General features: G+C 67.3%; 10 protein-coding genes and 1 pseudogene. 4 read left to right on the top strand and 7 right to left on the bottom strand.

Annotated elements, in window-relative coordinates; genetic code table 11:
• Positions 1-3 precede the first annotated feature (3 nt).
• The 6 genes and pseudogenes from cas7c to OZ671_RS17155 form a co-directional block, all read right to left on the bottom strand.
• Complete coding sequence (cas7c, locus tag OZ671_RS17175; protein ID WP_268861881.1) at positions 4-954, bottom strand: type I-C CRISPR-associated protein Cas7/Csd2; 951 nt, start codon at positions 952-954, stop codon at positions 4-6.
• Positions 954-2,702, bottom strand: coding sequence for a type I-C CRISPR-associated protein Cas8c/Csd1 (gene cas8c / locus OZ671_RS17170; RefSeq protein WP_268861880.1), 1,749 nt, complete (start codon positions 2,700-2,702; stop codon positions 954-956). Before cas8c ends, cas7c begins: the two co-directional genes overlap by 1 nt.
• A 342-nt stretch (positions 2,703-3,044) precedes the next feature.
• Positions 3,045-3,740, bottom strand: coding sequence for a type I-C CRISPR-associated protein Cas5c (gene cas5c, locus OZ671_RS17165; RefSeq protein WP_268861879.1), 696 nt, complete (start codon positions 3,738-3,740; stop codon positions 3,045-3,047).
• A gap of 80 nt (positions 3,741-3,820) precedes the next feature.
• A complete protein-coding gene (locus OZ671_RS17160; RefSeq protein WP_328286377.1) occupies positions 3,821-6,067 on the bottom strand; it encodes a CRISPR-associated endonuclease Cas3'' in 2,247 nt (748 codons plus the stop codon).
• Between the two features lie 54 nt (positions 6,068-6,121).
• Positions 6,122-6,346: pseudogene (locus tag OZ671_RS31975) on the bottom strand (type II toxin-antitoxin system prevent-host-death family antitoxin); the annotation flags it as partial.
• Between the two features lie 70 nt (positions 6,347-6,416).
• Positions 6,417-7,424 (bottom strand): hypothetical protein, encoded by a 1,008-nt coding sequence (locus OZ671_RS17155; RefSeq protein WP_268861877.1) that lies wholly within the window; start codon positions 7,422-7,424, stop codon positions 6,417-6,419.
• A gap of 306 nt (positions 7,425-7,730) precedes the next feature.
• Here OZ671_RS17155 and OZ671_RS17150 point away from each other — a divergent pair, with 306 nt between their 5' ends.
• The 3 genes from OZ671_RS17150 (at position 7,731) to OZ671_RS17140 (ending at position 11,545) form a co-directional block, all read left to right on the top strand.
• Positions 7,731-9,041 carry a YcaO-like family protein gene (locus tag OZ671_RS17150; RefSeq protein ID WP_268861876.1) on the top strand — a complete coding sequence of 437 codons (1,311 nt, stop codon included), beginning with the start codon at positions 7,731-7,733 and terminating at the stop codon, positions 9,039-9,041.
• Positions 9,042-9,140: 99 nt separating this feature from the next.
• Positions 9,141-10,982: a peroxidase family protein gene (locus tag OZ671_RS17145; protein WP_268861875.1), complete on the top strand. Its 1,842-nt coding sequence runs from the start codon at positions 9,141-9,143 to the stop codon at positions 10,980-10,982.
• A gap of 74 nt (positions 10,983-11,056) precedes the next feature.
• Positions 11,057-11,545, top strand: coding sequence for a hypothetical protein (locus OZ671_RS17140; protein ID WP_038304753.1), 489 nt, complete (start codon positions 11,057-11,059; stop codon positions 11,543-11,545).
• 62 nt (positions 11,546-11,607) lie between these two features.
• Here the strand turns inward: OZ671_RS17140 and OZ671_RS17135 are convergent, their stop codons facing one another.
• The gene (locus OZ671_RS17135; RefSeq protein WP_268861874.1) at positions 11,608-13,626 is read right to left on the bottom strand and encodes a BTAD domain-containing putative transcriptional regulator; all 2,019 of its coding nucleotides are present in this window, start codon (positions 13,624-13,626) and stop codon (positions 11,608-11,610) included.
• 276 nt (positions 13,627-13,902) lie between these two features.
• Between OZ671_RS17135 and OZ671_RS17130 the strand changes: the two genes are divergently transcribed.
• On the top strand, positions 13,903-14,769 hold the full coding sequence (locus OZ671_RS17130) for an N-acetylmuramoyl-L-alanine amidase (protein WP_268861873.1): 867 nt from the start codon (positions 13,903-13,905) through the stop codon (positions 14,767-14,769).
• Positions 14,770-14,802 lie beyond the last annotated feature (33 nt).

Below are 14,802 nucleotides of genomic sequence, written 5' to 3'. Positions count from 1 at the left end.
GCTTCAGGCCCGTTCCAGCACCTCCACGCCTTCGGGCAAGTTCGCCGTGTCGACGGTCACCTCGTAGTCCTCGAACCGCCGGGCCGGCGGATAATTGTCGAGCTTTTCGTCGAGCGGGTCATAGAGGCTGTCACCGATACGCCGGCGCACGGTGACCCGTTCGAACAGTCGGTGCGCCGCGGCATTGCCGAGCGCCGAGGCGTGCTTGAAGGCAATGACACGGCGCGCCGCCATTTCGCCGCGCGCGGCGGAACGGTCGTGCTCGAACATGTTGGCGAGCGCTTGGAAAAGATGGTCCATGTCCGCCTCGCTGAAGCCGGTGCGCTCGGCCAGCTTGGCATTGACGAAGATATGGGCGCGGTAGAGCCCGTAGGGCACGATGTGCTTGCGCCCCATGGTGCGGTTCTCGGTGCGATCGTCACCCTCGCCCTTGTCGCGCTCGGCCTTCTCCTTCTCGTTGGTGGCGGCCATGCGCGTGATCGAGATTTCGAGCGGCAGGATCTTCTCGACCGAGGAGGCGAAGGTCACCTGCACCGGCCCGCGAACCTGGCCGGCATTGATGCCGGTGCTCATCACCGCACCGAAGCTGCGAACGTCGAAAAAGTTGTCGCACATGAAGCCGGTGATCCTGCGCGCTTCGTCATCGCCCTGCGGGTTCAGCTTGGCGTCCTTGTCGACCTTGTCATTGCCCGGCCGTACCGCGCGATAGGCCTCGCGGTGCCGCTCGTTGAGGATGGCGCCTTCCTGGACATAGATCCGGTAGCCCGGCTGATCGCCCTTGGCGAGTTCGGTGTAGTTGCGGATCTTGCGCTTCAGCGAGACGTCGCTGACGAGGCCGTGATTGGTCTCGGGGTCCAGGCGCGGCAGGTTGCCGGCATCCGGGTCGCCGTTCGGATTGCCCCGGGTGACATCGAACAGGAAGACGATGTCGTATTTGTTGGCGAGCGTCGTCATCAGGCAGCCTCCCCTGGCCCGGTCTTGTCGGTCTTGCGGAAAAACGCATTGCGCTGGTGGTAGTAGCCGAGCGCGAAGAGGGCCTGGCTCTTGTCCGGCAGACTGGCCGGGAAGGGATCGTCGCTCGGCGTCATCTCTTCCATAATCTCGGCGATCAACTTCTCCAGATTGATCCGCCGACCGGGATTCTGCTTTCCGATCTTCGACAGGTGGTAGGCCGAGCCGCTTTGAATAATGCGGAAGACCTTGCGTGGCTGGGCAGATGCGGCCCCATAAAATTTATCTTTGATCGTGGCATTAACTCCTGTCCCGAGCGCCGCCACTTGCACCTGCTCAAAGACAGCAAACAGCCTGCCCCAGAGATAGCCTTTATCCCTGCATGCGGGATCGAGCGACACGGGCGCCTCCACGTTGAAGTTCTTGATGAGCACGGATTTCAGGATCGCGGCCCTGAGCGCATTGACGTCATGGTCCGCACGCAGGCGCATGATCAGCGACGACAGAAGCGTCATCGGATAGGGCGTGTCTGTGAGGATGGCGCGGAACCAGTCGCCGGCAAGGTTCGGCTGGATGTTGTCGGATTTGCGCAGCACCGCCGTCTCGATCAGCATGCGCCAGATCGACGGGTTTTCCTCCCGCGGCGGCGGGTCGATGCGCAGCCTTTCGAGATGATCGAGGTAGCGCTTCGCAATGACGCCGAAATCGTTCTCGACGAAGAAACGGACGGATAATCGCGCGGCGTTGGGGGCAAGGCCCAGCACGAAGAAACGAACGCCTGATGACAATGCCGGCTGCAGGTCGCCGACCGGCCGGCCGTGACGCAAATTGTCGAGCAGCGCGCCGACCTTGTCGGCCTCCATGTTCTCGTCAATGGCGAAGAACTGCTGGAACATGGCGTCGGCCGCATCCGCTGCGGCGCTGTCCGCCGCCTCGGCCCAAAAGACGGTGGAGGCGTCGCCGATCTGAAGACGATGGCGGCTGCCGCGCTCGAGGAAGTGGTTGAGCGCGGAGGTATAGGCCGCCGCCGCGACATCGGAGACGGGGGCGTTGTCGCCCTGTTCCTTTCCATAGGAGGTGAAGGCGTCAAGATTGAAGGAGACGATGGAAGCGCCTGCCGTCTGCGCGCCCCAGACCCCCTTGATGGCCGGATGCAACCGCGCGATTGGCGCGCGTTCGCCGGTCACGAGGCAGACCGCCTCCGGCCGCCCGCCGTCAGACTGGAGACGCGCCCACAAGGCTTTCGCCGCCGGCCGGTCGTGCAGCCGGACATTCGCCATCCGCTCGCTCTCGAGAGCGAAGACGAGGTTCTGATCCTTCATCTCCTCGGACCAACCGAGTTCGACGAATTTTTCCGGCCGCCACCAGTCCAGGAACCGCAGAAAGGCGACGAGGCCTTCGTCATTCGTGCCGGCGATCCATTCGCGATGCCGGTCGAGAAAGGCCTGATGCTCCTGGGCCGTGCGCGCGCCGGTACCGGCCGTCACGCCGAGGACATAGGCCGTCTTGTCCCAGAGAAAATTCGGAGCGATGCCAGATGTGCGCTTGACGGGGCTCGGCACAGCCATCTGCTGCGGCAAACGCTTCTTGCCCTGGACCCGAGCGAGATCATGGGGACTGCCGACAGGCTTTCCGTCGGTGTCGAGCGCGATCAGCCAACCAATGCCCTGTTGGCTGAAGCCGAAGGTCGGCACTTCGCCGCGGCTCGTCAGCCGACCATGCGCGCGAACGAGAGAGGCTAGGATAGTCATGGTGCAGCCGTCTTGCACAAGGCGGATAGCCCACCTGCGCGCCAGTGTTTTCGACAATCAATCAGGCTTGCTGTTTCGATCCACGCCCCCGCGGGGGGAGCGACACTTTTTGGACGGCGCGCAAGGTGGGCCGTCGAGAGATATAGCAGATCGCAATCCCATTTTCAACTTCAGCAACCTGAGTGATGGTTGACTCGAGACGAATCGTCGTGGTATGGAATTCGGCATGCTCACCGCGCAAGCGTTGGAGCATTCTCCGCGGAAGCCTGCGGCCGGAGGCGGTAATCCAACAACGCCTCCGGCGGGGCACTCGGCAACTTCACACCCAATTGACCGCGCCGATCATCGCAGCACCTCCAGCGACCTCGACGCCGGAACCTGCAGCACCCCGTCAACGAGCCTTGCCCGGAAGAACATCGATGACCGATCACGCTCGTGATCAATGTCGTAGAGCATCAGGCCGAGATCGCGCGGCGCGCCGAAGCCGAGCGCTGCCGAACGATCCTGCTGAGCGACGACAGGCATGGGCTCGTCCGGCTCGATCAGGCTGAAATCGGCCGGGAATTCGCGCGTGCCGAGACACGGCTGGTGGAAGCACTGGCCCTTGCGAGCGCGCCGGCTGAAGCTCTCGGCGTGCTTGGCCGGATTGTCGTCGGGACCGGCCTTGGCGGTCATGTCGAAATGGGCGGCGATGACATAGTCGACATCGACAAGGACGGTCGAAGCCCGCTGCTGGCGATCGTGCTCGACGACCAGGGTCAGGTCGCCGATCTCGCCCGACTTCATCGCCGAGCGGATCTTGCCGACCGGCGCCTTCGCGCCCACCTCGTTGCGCCGGATCGACTGAAAGCGGATGGGCTTCAGCACGTGGATCGCATCGATCGACCAGCGGATAGCCGGCTTCCAATGGATCGCCTCCAGAATGCCGCGCGCGGCGGAGGGCGTCATGACGTCATAGGAAACGCGCTCGACCTTCAATTCGGGCCGGACAAACAAGGCGAACCGGCCGCTCACGCGCAGGCGAATTCCGTAGGCCATCCAGCCCCTCCCCGCGCGCCCTGCACTTATGCAGAGCGCTTTTCCATCATGCACGGCATGATTGTCCTGGCCAGCGCCGGTTAGGCGATACTGTCGTCGGTCCCCAGATGAGCGACGCGCTCCCAGGCGAGCCCCTCTTCGCGGCTGTACAAAGTCTCGGTCTTCAGCACAGCGAACTGATCGCCAAAATTCTCGACATATTGCGCATCGCCACCACGTACGAGTTCGTCGCGCGCGCGCGGTGGCACCTGGACAAGAAAGCGCTGGAGGCGGCGAGCAGCGGCGCCGGGCGATATCTCGCCAAATTCGAGTTCCGAGAGAACGGCCTTGGGCTCTTTATCGATCCCAACGATCACCGGCGCCATGCCATCGCGAATAAGGCGAAAATTCTCGCCGACATTGCGATAGGCGAAATCGGTCGCGCCCGAGCCGATCCTGAACTGATCCAGCACCGCCAGTCCAACCTCGCCGTCCAGCGTCTGCAGATACGTGCGGTCAAGGCCGTCACCCTTCTGCCAATAGACTTCCCGAAAGAAAGCCTCGATCGCGCCAGGCGAGAACAAGTCGTCATAACGGGAAGCGATGCGTCCCATGGCTTCGGCAGCCTGCCTGATTTCAGCCGGCGGCATCGCCTCCGTCGGTTCGAACACCGTCACGATGCTGTCGACCGCCGACCAGCGCCCCTCGCGATTGCAGCGCCCGGCAGCCTGAATGACGCTGTCGAGACCGGCCAGCGCGCGCCAAACACGCCGAAGTGACAAGTCTAAGCCGGCCTCGACCAAACTGGTCGCGACAACGCGGCAGGGTTCGCCGGAAGCAAGTCGCCGGCGGATTTCGGCCAGGATCACCTGCCGGTCGGCCGCTGTTTGGCGGGTCGACAGATGGATCAAGCCCGCAAGATCCGCGTCCCGGCCGGCGCGATAGAGCGTCAGGGCGTGCGCCCGGCTATTGACGATCACCAAGCCCTGCTCCACCGCAGCGAGTTGGCCAATCAAGGCACCATCGGTCATTCGGCCGGCGAACCTCGGCGTCACGCGCCGGCACGCGGCGTGGAGAGCCGACGGATCAGGCGCCAGCTCACGCTCCGGTCCGATGACAAAGCCGCCCGCGAAGTTAGGCGCCTTGAGCGCAGGTTGGGTGGCCGTGCAAAGCAAGATGGAGCAGCCGTAGTTGCGCGCCAACTCGTCAAGCGCCGCGACACAGGGGCGCAAGACATGAAGCGGGATCGTCTGCACCTCGTCGAGCACGATCACCGCATTGGCGAGATTGTGCAGTCGCCGGCAGCGAGTCGTCTTGTGCGAAAATAGGCTCTCGAAGAGTTGGACATTGGTGGTGACGACCACAGGCGCCGCCCAGTTCTCCAAGGCGAGGCGCAACCTCATGTCGAGACGCTGAGCGTCCGCGCTCGCATCTTCTTCTTTTTCCGGGTCGCTGCTGTCGATCGAACTGTGATGTTCGAGGACCATGTCTGCGCCCAGCACGCCCCGGAAGATCTCCGCCGCCTGGTCGATGACCGAGGTGAACGGAATGGCGTAGATGATGCGGTCCATGCGATGGCACTTCGCATGGTCCAGCGCGAAGGCGAGCGAGGCCAATGTCTTGCCGCCACCGGTGGGCACATCGAGCGTGAAGACGCCTTTCGGCAAGCTCGCCTTCGCACGGGCGTGCGCAAGAACCGCGGTGCGCAGCCGATTCATATCGGATTGAAGGGCAGCTTCCGACAAGGTGGCAAGCTTGCCTGCCATATAGGCATCGAAAGCAGCGACAAGACCATCAATCCTGGCGGTGAGTTTCGGCCAATCACGGTCGCTCGCTCGGCCTTCGATCTTGTCGCGAAAGGCCTCAGTGTCGAGTCGGTCGGCATCGACTAGGCATGAGAAAATCATGCGCCCCAGGAAGGCGAGCGCAAACCCCGTCTGCTCCTTTGTGGGCCGCGGCCTGACCCAGGCCGGCAGAAGATCCTGGGTTTGCAGTTGGATCTCGGCGCGCCAAATAGGAGCCAGGGGTTCAATCTGCTTTTCGAGGCGCTTCGCCAGCGAGGAGGCGCCTCGCTCGCCATCTGGAAGCCCGCCATGATGACCCGCGATCGCATAGGCCGCCAGTTGCGCAGCGATGTTGTCGCGCTCCGTTCTCGCAAGCCTCCGCACTTCCTGCGCGCCCGCCGTTGAGTGGTCCGGGGCCACCCCACGACCCGCGATATAAGACTGAAAAGCGCTCGAATATTTGCCGAGATCGTGCAGCATCCCAGCCAACCACGCCAACCGCTCCGCGCCGAATTTCGTACCGAACTTAGCCGCGAGGTCCGCTACATTGGTGAGATGTTCAATCAGCGGCTGCCAGTCTGAACGGTCATTACGCAGCGTCGAATGCGCGTAGCAGCGATCGAGTGTCGCCTTGATCTCTTCGAACAAGTCATCCGGCATATTTTCGAGCGTGCCCACAGCGCGAGTCTCCGTCCGCTCGATAAGCCGGCGATAGTCCTCGATGGAAAGCAAGACAAGGCGTGGTTTGTTGCGCTGGGTGATGATGACCGGGTCGCGCATCGCATCAGCGATGACGTCACCCGCCCGTCTTGAGAGATCGCTGGTCGAGTAAACTGCCACAATGGGACTCCGTCAATGCTGTAAATTACATCATTGACGTAAATTACGCAATCACATCCTTCGCGCATCCCCCTCACCCTTCGAGCGTCAGCGCCAGCCGCTCGACGCCGGGCTTGGCGTCATGGGTCAGCGAGGCGCCGACCGGCTTGCCGCCTTTCTGCGCAGTCACCGCGATCGTCCGCGGGCCGGGCCTGAGCTCGCCGAGCGCAAAGCGCCGGCCGCTCGCCTCGATCACCTTGACGCCGTCGATGGTGACGGTGACGGGACTGTCATAGCCTTCCGAAAGCTCGAGGTTGAGGAAGCTCGGGCGGACCGCGGCAAGCGCACGCCCGGCCGCCTCCTCGGCCGCGGCTGCGGCCTTCTGCGCCTCCGCGACATGGGCCGCGAGGCGCGCGCCGGCATCCTCGCCGCCCTTGCGGGCCGCGGCCTCCAGCTCGGAGAGCGAGGTCAGGATTTCGGCGCGCCAGTCGGAGACCTCGGTCTCGGTCAGCCGGTTGAGGTCGTTGCTGAAGGCCTCGGCGAGGGCGACGATGCGCGTGCGCACCGCGGCCTCGTCGCCGGCCGCGCCCGCCTGCCGGAAGCCCATGACCTCCCGCAGCACCTCGAACTGCAGCCTGGTCCAGAGATCGCGGATGGCAAGGATGATCGCCACGTGCCGGAAATAGGTGCTGGTCCGGTCGGCGCCGCGCTCGTAGAAGGCGACCGCGCCCATGACCGCATAGAGCACCAGGGCGGCGAGCAGCGCCGCCTTGTCCCAGCCGTCGGCGGCCCATTGGCTGAGCCGCAGGCCGGCACCGAGCGTCGTCAGCAGCAGCGCGACGGCGCCGGCAAGGGCCAGCCATCGGCGCGAGCCCATCACCCAGCGGGAATTGCGGGTGCGCAGCGCGCCGTAATAGCCGGCGCGCTGGTCGCGCGCCTCGTCGAGCCTGCCGAGGATGTATTGGACGAAATCGTCGAAGCCGAGCCGGCCATAGTCCTCGGGGGCGAGCCTGATGGCCGCGAAGGTGCCGTTCATCGGCTGGCGTACCCTGTCGCTGCGGCCGGGCGATGCGGCACGCGGTTCGGCCTCGGCCAGGGTCATGACCGGCCGCCTCCCCGCACGGCGCCGTCGCGCTCGCTGCGCGCCCGCCCGGCAGCGCGCGCCACGGCCGCGGCCCCGCCTCCGCCTGTCGTCTTCGCCATGACAGCCCCCCAAGTCCGGCAGCCAAGAAACGATGGCCACAGACTGGACGCATCTCTGTGAGTCCAGCGTGAGTTGCCAAATCCATCCGCCGGCCACCGGCGCGGCACGGAAGAACAGGCGGCGCCCGTCGCGCAAATGGATTGACCTTGCCCCTATGGCAGCCGCTATCCTGGACTTGGACAGCGAAGCGGATCGTCTTGGATCATGAAGTGGACATCTCATCCGGCCTCGGCCTGGCAGGCGCTGTCGATGGACGCCGATGGACGCTTTGCCGGCGAAGCGACGACAGCCGACGCCGCCGTTCTGGCGGCGCGCCTCAACGAGGCCAGCGGGCCGGGACCCGAGCGCCCGATCCCCCCGGCGTTCCTGGCGCTGGCGGCGCGCGCCGCCGACATTTTCGAGATCGAGGCGCCTGATGCGCCGGGCATCCATTTCGTCGGCGCCATGACGACGCCGGAGCGACACCTCGACACGCCGCAGGCAACCGACATGATCAGCGCCGGCGCCTGCGGCGCAACCTTTCGCGAGGCGCTCGTGGCCTGCCTCGGCGAAACGGCGGAGCGGCTCGCCCAGTCCGGCAGCGCGGCGGCGGCCACCGCCCTGCCCGCCGATCGGTTCGGCGAAGGCCTCGACCCGGCGGCGCGTGCGGCGCTGGCCGCGCTCGCCGGGCCCGACGCGCCGGCCGACGGCGTACGGGCCGGCCTTGCCGCCCGAATCCTGGCCGGCGGCGGCACGACCCTGGTGCCGGCCTCGCTCTGCCTGAGGGGAGCCGGCGAAGCGGCTGTCAATCCGAGCATCGGCTGCGCCTGCGGACCGACGGCGGCCGAGGCCACCCTCTCCGGCCTGCTGGAATGGGTCGAGCGCGACGCCGCCGCGCTCTGGTGGCATGCCGGCCGGCCCGCGCGCCTCGTAGCGCTGGAAACGCTCGAGGAAGCCGGCCTGCTGGCGATGATCGGGGCCGTACGCCAGGGCCGGGCCGCCCGGCGCACCTGGATGCTCGACATCACCTCGGATCTCGGCGTGCCCTGCATCGCCTGCGTCTCGGTGACGGCCGACGGCCAGGGCTTCGCCCATGGCGCCGCGGCGCGCCTCTCGCCGGCGGCGGCGGCGCGGGCTGCCTTCGTCGAGCTCTGCCAGATGGAGGTCGCCTGGCACCTGATGGCGCTCAAGCGCGCCAGCGGCCGCGCGCCGTCGAGCCCGGCCGACCTCAGGCACCAGGCACGGTTCGACCGGATCGATGCAGCCGCGCTGCCGATGCTCGCGCCGAGACGGCCGCCGGCCCTGCCCGCCGCGGCCGCGACGCCCGAAAATCTCGAAGGCCTTGTCGGGCGTCTTGCCGAAGCCGGCTACCCCGCGCTCGCCGTCGATCTCGCCCATGCCGCCATCGGCGTGCCGGTGGTCAAGACGATCGTGCCCGGCCTGCAGCCGCTTCCCTCAAGCGTCAGGACCGCGCGCCTCGCCCGCGCCGCCGCGTCGCCGGGTTCGGCCGGCCAGACCGACATTCCGCTCTACTAGCGGCGCATTTGCCAAGCGGCGTGCGGCCGATCACGCTCGGATCACGCTGGATGGGCTGAACATCCGAACCGCTGGTTCTGTCGGGGGAGGCTGGCCATCATGGGACAACACGGGAACAATCTGCCGTTCCGGCGCGCGCAGCCGCCCGGGGTCGCCACGTCCGCAGGCTTTGCCATGGCCGAGCGCGTGGCGGCGCCGGCAGCGCCGCCCGCGGCCCCGCCGCCCGCGGCTGACGACTATGTCTCGCTCATCGGCGCGAGCGACCTGCGAGACGCCGACGACAGCCGTCGCCTGATGCAGGATTTTCCGGCGGTCGAGGACCAGTGCCAGCTCATCGCCAATATCGGCGCGCGCATGCTCGACTGGAACGTGCCGAGCGCGACGGCGCCGGTCCGGCCGATCGACAGCCGCACCGCGCCGGCCGGCTATACCTATCTCGGCCAGTTCATCGCGCACGATATCAGCTTCGCCGCCGAGCGCTTTCCGCACCAGGGCGGCGGCGCCAGTGCCGAGTCGCTCGACAATCTGCGCTCGGCATCGCTGCGCCTGGAGACGATCTATGGCGGCGGGCCGAAATATTTCCCGCTCGCCTATGCCTGCCCGGTCGGCGCGGGCGGCGCCGATCCCTGGCGCACCGAGCGCACCCATCTGCGCCTCGGCCTGACGCGCAGCTCCGGCGGGCCGCAGGCGCCCGATCTGCCGCGGCTCGCCTGCCCGGTGCTGAACGGGCTCGACGGCGCGCCGGCCGAGGCGGAGCGCGGCGCGACCGACGTGCTCGTGCCCGACGGACGCAATGACGACCACGCGCTGATCTCGCAGCTGACGACCCTGTTCATGCGGTCGCACAACCGCATCGCGGATGCCGTGCTGCAGTCCGCGTCCCATGCGGGCGAGGCCATGACGGAGCTCGACTACCATCAGGTGTTCGAGCGGGCCCGGGCGGCCAATGTCCATATCTACCGGACGATCGTCTGGAACGACTATCTCCGGCGCATGCTCGATCCCGACGTCTTCGCGCGCTATGCGCCGGATGCCGGGCGCACCGACGGCGCGATCCGGTTGGTCACGGCGGCGCCCGTGCTGCGCATGCCGGTCGAGTTCTCCCACGCCGCCTTCCGGTTCGGCCATGCCATGGTCAGGCCGTCCTACCGGCTCGGCCTTCTCAGGCCTTTCGAGCTGGACGACATCCTCCGGCACAGCTCGTCGAACGAGCCCGACCTGATGCCGTTCGACGAATCCTGGCTGATCGACTGGAACCGGTTCTTCGGCGGCCAGCCCGGCGACTCGCCCGCCGAGTTCATGTTCTCGCGCCCGCTCGGCCCCACCATCACGCCGATGGGGCCGGACACGACCTTCGTGGCGGCCGGCCCCGACGGCCTCGACCGGGCCCTGCCGATCGCGGTGACCAAATCGGGGCAGACCGGGCCGGCGACCGGCATGGCCACCCGCGACCTCGCCCGCGCCTATAGCGTGCCGATGGCATCGGTCGCGGCCATCCTCGCCGTGATGAAGCGCGACGAAGCCCTGCGCCGCATCATCGAGCGGCACCGGCTGCTCGCTTCAGCGGAGCACCGCGCGCAGGCCGTGCGGCGCTGGCTCGATGCCGCCGGCATGGCCGGCCAGCCGAAGGACGTCGCCTTCTCGGAAGCCCAGGCCGACTTCCTGACACGCAACCCGCCCCTGTTCTTCTTCGTGCTGTTCGAGGCCGAGCAGATCGGCGGCGGGCTCCGGCTCGGCCCGCTCGGGTCGTTCATCGTCGCCGAGACGCTGTTCGCGCGGCTCGTGGCCGATGCCACCGCAACGGCCGTCGAAGCCGGCCGGCGCTACAGTCCACGCGGGCTCACGTCGCCGCCGAAGGTGGTCGACCGGGACATCAGGGCGGCCTTCGGCGGCACGCTGCCGGCCACCATGCAGGACCTGATCCGGCATCTCGGACCCTGAGCCGCCAATGTGCCGACCGGCAGTCGCGCCATGCCGCGGAGGGGACCAAGGGGCGCATCCAGAGCGAGGATATCATGCAGAGACCGCCCTATAAGACCGAACAGCAGGTCAAGGACCTGGTGGAGGCCAGGAACACGGCCGAGCTCAAGAAGCTCTACGAGCAGTACATGGCCTATTTCGCCGAGAACCAGTGCGAGCCGATCGGCGCGGACGGCTGGAAGAAGCTCGGGGCCTATTTCCTCAAGCTGTCCATGAAGGGCGCGCACGGGCTGAAGCAGACACGCGCCGAATTCGAGGCGGCGACGGCCGGCATGCTGAAACAGCCGATCCCGGCCTGGATCACCTCGGTCGAGTATGTCCAGACCGAACCCGGGGGCACCTATTATCTGGCGCTGCCGCCGAAGGAGCTCGCACGGCAGGCCTATCTGCATGCCAAGAACCCGGAGGCCAAGGGCTCGGACTATGTCGTGCCGCCGATCTACAAGGGCCTGACGCCGCGCAAGTCGCCCGAGGAGATCCTCAACACGCGGATCTGCGACTACGTCATCTCGCATTGCGGCTGATGCCCGCGGTGCCGCCACGGCGGCTCGCGGCGGCCCGCGGCGGCCCATGGCGCGCGAGGCCTTCAGGGCCTGCGCGGGATCTCGTCCTCGCGCGGCACGGCGAGGCCGGCGAGGACGACGCCCTCGCGCAGCCGCTCCCAGACGCTGCGGGCGCGGATCGGGAAGGCATGCAGCAGCCAGGCTGCCAGCCGCTCCTCGGTCGCCTCCTCCGTCCCGCTCCAGCGGGCCCGGGCGTGGGCCTTGAAATGCTGCATGGTCTGGCGCGCCTCCTCGGTGCGCCCGAGATGGGCAAGCGTTGCCGCCTTCCAGGCGGCGAGGTCGCCGATGATGTCGCCGGCCTGCTCATAGGCCTGCAGCGCGGCCGGATAGTCGCCGGCCATGAAGCGGATGGCGCCCTGATAGGCGGCGTGGAAGGCGGTCGGCTTGAGGCCCCAGGTGAGCGCCTTTTCGAGCGTCGCCTTGGCGTGGTCGATATCGCCGCAATAGGCGCAGCCGAGCGCCGCCGAATTGATCGTCCAGGGATCGTTCTCGTTCAGCTCGAGCGCCATGGTGAAGGCGGCATAGGCCTGGTCGAACTGGCGGTTCATCGCCGAGGCCCAGCCGAGCGCGAGATGGGCCCGCGAATCGAACGGGTCGTAGCGCACCGCGTGGCGGGCATGGTCGAGCCCGGCGGCTTCGCGCTCGCTGGTCCGGAAGGTCCCCGGCAGCGCCAGGTGCTCCATGTTCTCCAGCTGCGCCAAGCTCGAATGCGCCGGCGAAAAATAGGGCGCCTCGGCGAGGATCTGCCGGTAGATGCCGCGTGCCTGGTCCCGCTCCGGCTTCCAGTTCATGATGATCGACTGGCCACGCAGCCAGCGGTCATAGACGGCGAGCGACACGTCGGGCGCGCCGGAGGAGGCGATCAGGCGGGCGGTGGAGACGTGGATGTTCAGCGTCGCCGCCATGCGCGAGAGGAGCTCGCGCTCGATCTTGAACCAGTTGTCGAGGCCGAAATTGAAGCTGTCGCTCCAGATCACGTTGGCATCGTCGTGCCGGCGCACGGTGATGCTGATGCGGATCTGCCCGCCGGCCTCGAAGATCAGGGCGTCCAGCCAGATATGGCCCGGCCAGCGCGCGGCGAAGGACTGCATGGCGTCGGTCTGCACATGCCGGCCGTCGATGATCGCCCATTCCCGGAAGCGGACGAGCTTGGCGATCAGCTCCTGGCGCAGGCCGGAAATGAGATAGCCGAACTCGGTATTGACCCCGCGCGCGTCGAAGGGCGCGACCACGATGGCATATTGCGCCGAGGCTTCGCCACGCGGGTCGCGAGGGTCGGGCTCGCCGCCGCCCGGAAGCACGATGGCTTCGCTGCGGGTCAGCACGGCCGGCGGCGCGCTCTTCAGCTCGACGGCCAGCGCCTGCGTCTCCGGCGAGGGCTCCATGTCGTATTCGTCGGCAAGATGATCCCAGAGCTTGCGATAGACCTTGAGGCCGGCCGACAGTTCGCCGCGCGCGGCGCGCGCCCGCATCAGGGTGCGGCAGGCGACCTCGTTGGTCGGGTCGATGTTCATCAGCGCGGTCGCCGCGCGGATGGTCGTCTCCTGGCCGACATCGCCTTCGGCGAGCGCGAAGAGCGAGTGCTCGAACCGCTCGCGGATCAGCCGGCGGTGAATGGTGAGCCAGACGTCGAAACCGGGGTCGAGGCCGTCGAAGCCGGCGAGCAGCGCCTCGTGCGGCTGCTCCATGGCGGTGAGGATCTCGGGCACCGCGCCGCGCGACAGGTCGGCGAGCACGGCGCCGACATCGAAGGCGATGGCATCGCGGTCCAGCCTGACAGCCTCCCGGTCCAGCTGCAGGCCGGCGAAGCCGAGGCTTTCGAAGGTCTCGCGCAGCCCATGCAGCACCTGGCGCAGCGAGGCGCGCGCCTTCTCCTCGGCGAACTCGCTCCAGAGCAGGCCGCAGAGCCGCTCGCGGGTATCCGAAGGCATCGGGTTGAGCAGGAGATAGGCCAGAAGCGCCTGCGCCTTGCGGCTGCGCAGTTCCGCGCGCTGGCCGCCTATGGCGAGATCGAAGCCGCCCAGGACTGAGATCGACAGCATAGAAGCCTACCCCGATGCGCTTCTATACGCAGAAGCGAAAGCACTTTTCCGTTCCCGTGAACGCCTGGCAGCAAGCCGACAGGCCTGGAAGTCTATGCGCCCGGGGAGGACCCCCGCAAGGCGCGACAAGCGCGCGCAGGGAAGGCCGAGGCGTGCCGAAGCAAATCACGGAGCGCTCACGACCTGCCCATAGTCTCCGCCTCACGCGTTCGGTGTCCCGGCGCCCGCATCCGCCGGCGGGCGGATCGGTGCCGGTCCGACGGCGGGAGACGACCCTTGAGCATCACCCATCACTGGATCGACGGCCTTGCGAAGCTGACGCTTCTGCACCAGGGCGCGAACCAGACGCCGCGCCTCGCCGTCATCCATTGTTCGGAGACCAACACGGTCGCCGAAGCGGTCGCCGCGCTCGACGCGCAGAGGGCGAGCCACCACATCCTGATCGAAAGGAGCGGCGCGGCTTTCCAGACCCGGCGCTTCACCGAGACGGCCGCGCATCCCGGCCTCAGCAACTGGAAGCCACTCGGCAATGTCGGGCTGGACAGTTCGGTGCAGCTCGGCTCGGTCGGCATCTGCCTGATGAACAAGGGTCATGCCTTCGATGCCGGCGCGCCGTACGGGCCGGGCCGGCTCATCTACAATCCCGACGACGCGGCGATGCAGCTCTGGGAGCATTATCCGGCGGCCCAGGTGAGCGCCTGCCGCAAGATCGTGCGCGACATCATCGATGCCTACGACATCGAGGAAGTGGTCGGCCACCACGACGTCGCAATCATGGGCAGGTTCGATCCGGGACCGCTGTTCGACGTCGCCGGCCTCAACGCCCTGATCGCCCGGCAGCCGCGGCTCGGCTTCGAGACCGAGGTCGCCTCGCCCGACGGCAGGCTCAACCTGCGCCAGGGGCCTTCGACCGACAGCCCGGTTCTCGCCGAATTGCGCAACGGGCGGACGGTGCATGTCCGATCGATCGCCTATGGGGGGCGCGAGGCCTGCATCGACCCGCGTCCGGCCACCGCCCGCGCACGCTACCTGACGCGCTGGGCCTCGGTCGGCCTCGACAGCGCCGACCGCCACGCCGGCTTCGTCAACATGAAATACCTCGCCGCCACGCCGCTGTCGCCGGCGCTCGCGGCGCTGCTTTGAGGCCGGCCGGCATCGCCCGCCGCGCAGGATGAC

Origin of the sequence: Phreatobacter sp. AB_2022a, from assembly GCF_026847585.1 — a bacterium.
GTDB lineage: Bacteria > Pseudomonadota > Alphaproteobacteria > Rhizobiales > Phreatobacteraceae > Phreatobacter.
This window is presented reverse-complemented; position numbering and strand designations above follow the sequence as displayed.

Coding starts and splice junctions, on each gene's coding strand:
- cas7c (WP_268861881.1), bottom strand. CDS start 954: ATGACGACGCTCGCCAACAAATACGACATCGTCTTCCTGTTCGATGTC.
- cas8c (WP_268861880.1), bottom strand. CDS start 2,702: ATGACTATCCTAGCCTCTCTCGTTCGCGCGCATGGTCGGCTGACGAGC.
- cas5c (WP_268861879.1), bottom strand. CDS start 3,740: ATGGCCTACGGAATTCGCCTGCGCGTGAGCGGCCGGTTCGCCTTGTTT.
- OZ671_RS17155 (WP_268861877.1), bottom strand. CDS start 7,424: ATGACCCTGGCCGAGGCCGAACCGCGTGCCGCATCGCCCGGCCGCAGC.
- OZ671_RS17150 (WP_268861876.1), top strand. CDS start 7,731: ATGAAGTGGACATCTCATCCGGCCTCGGCCTGGCAGGCGCTGTCGATG.
- OZ671_RS17145 (WP_268861875.1), top strand. CDS start 9,141: ATGGGACAACACGGGAACAATCTGCCGTTCCGGCGCGCGCAGCCGCCC.
- OZ671_RS17140 (WP_038304753.1), top strand. CDS start 11,057: ATGCAGAGACCGCCCTATAAGACCGAACAGCAGGTCAAGGACCTGGTG.
- OZ671_RS17135 (WP_268861874.1), bottom strand. CDS start 13,626: ATGCTGTCGATCTCAGTCCTGGGCGGCTTCGATCTCGCCATAGGCGGC.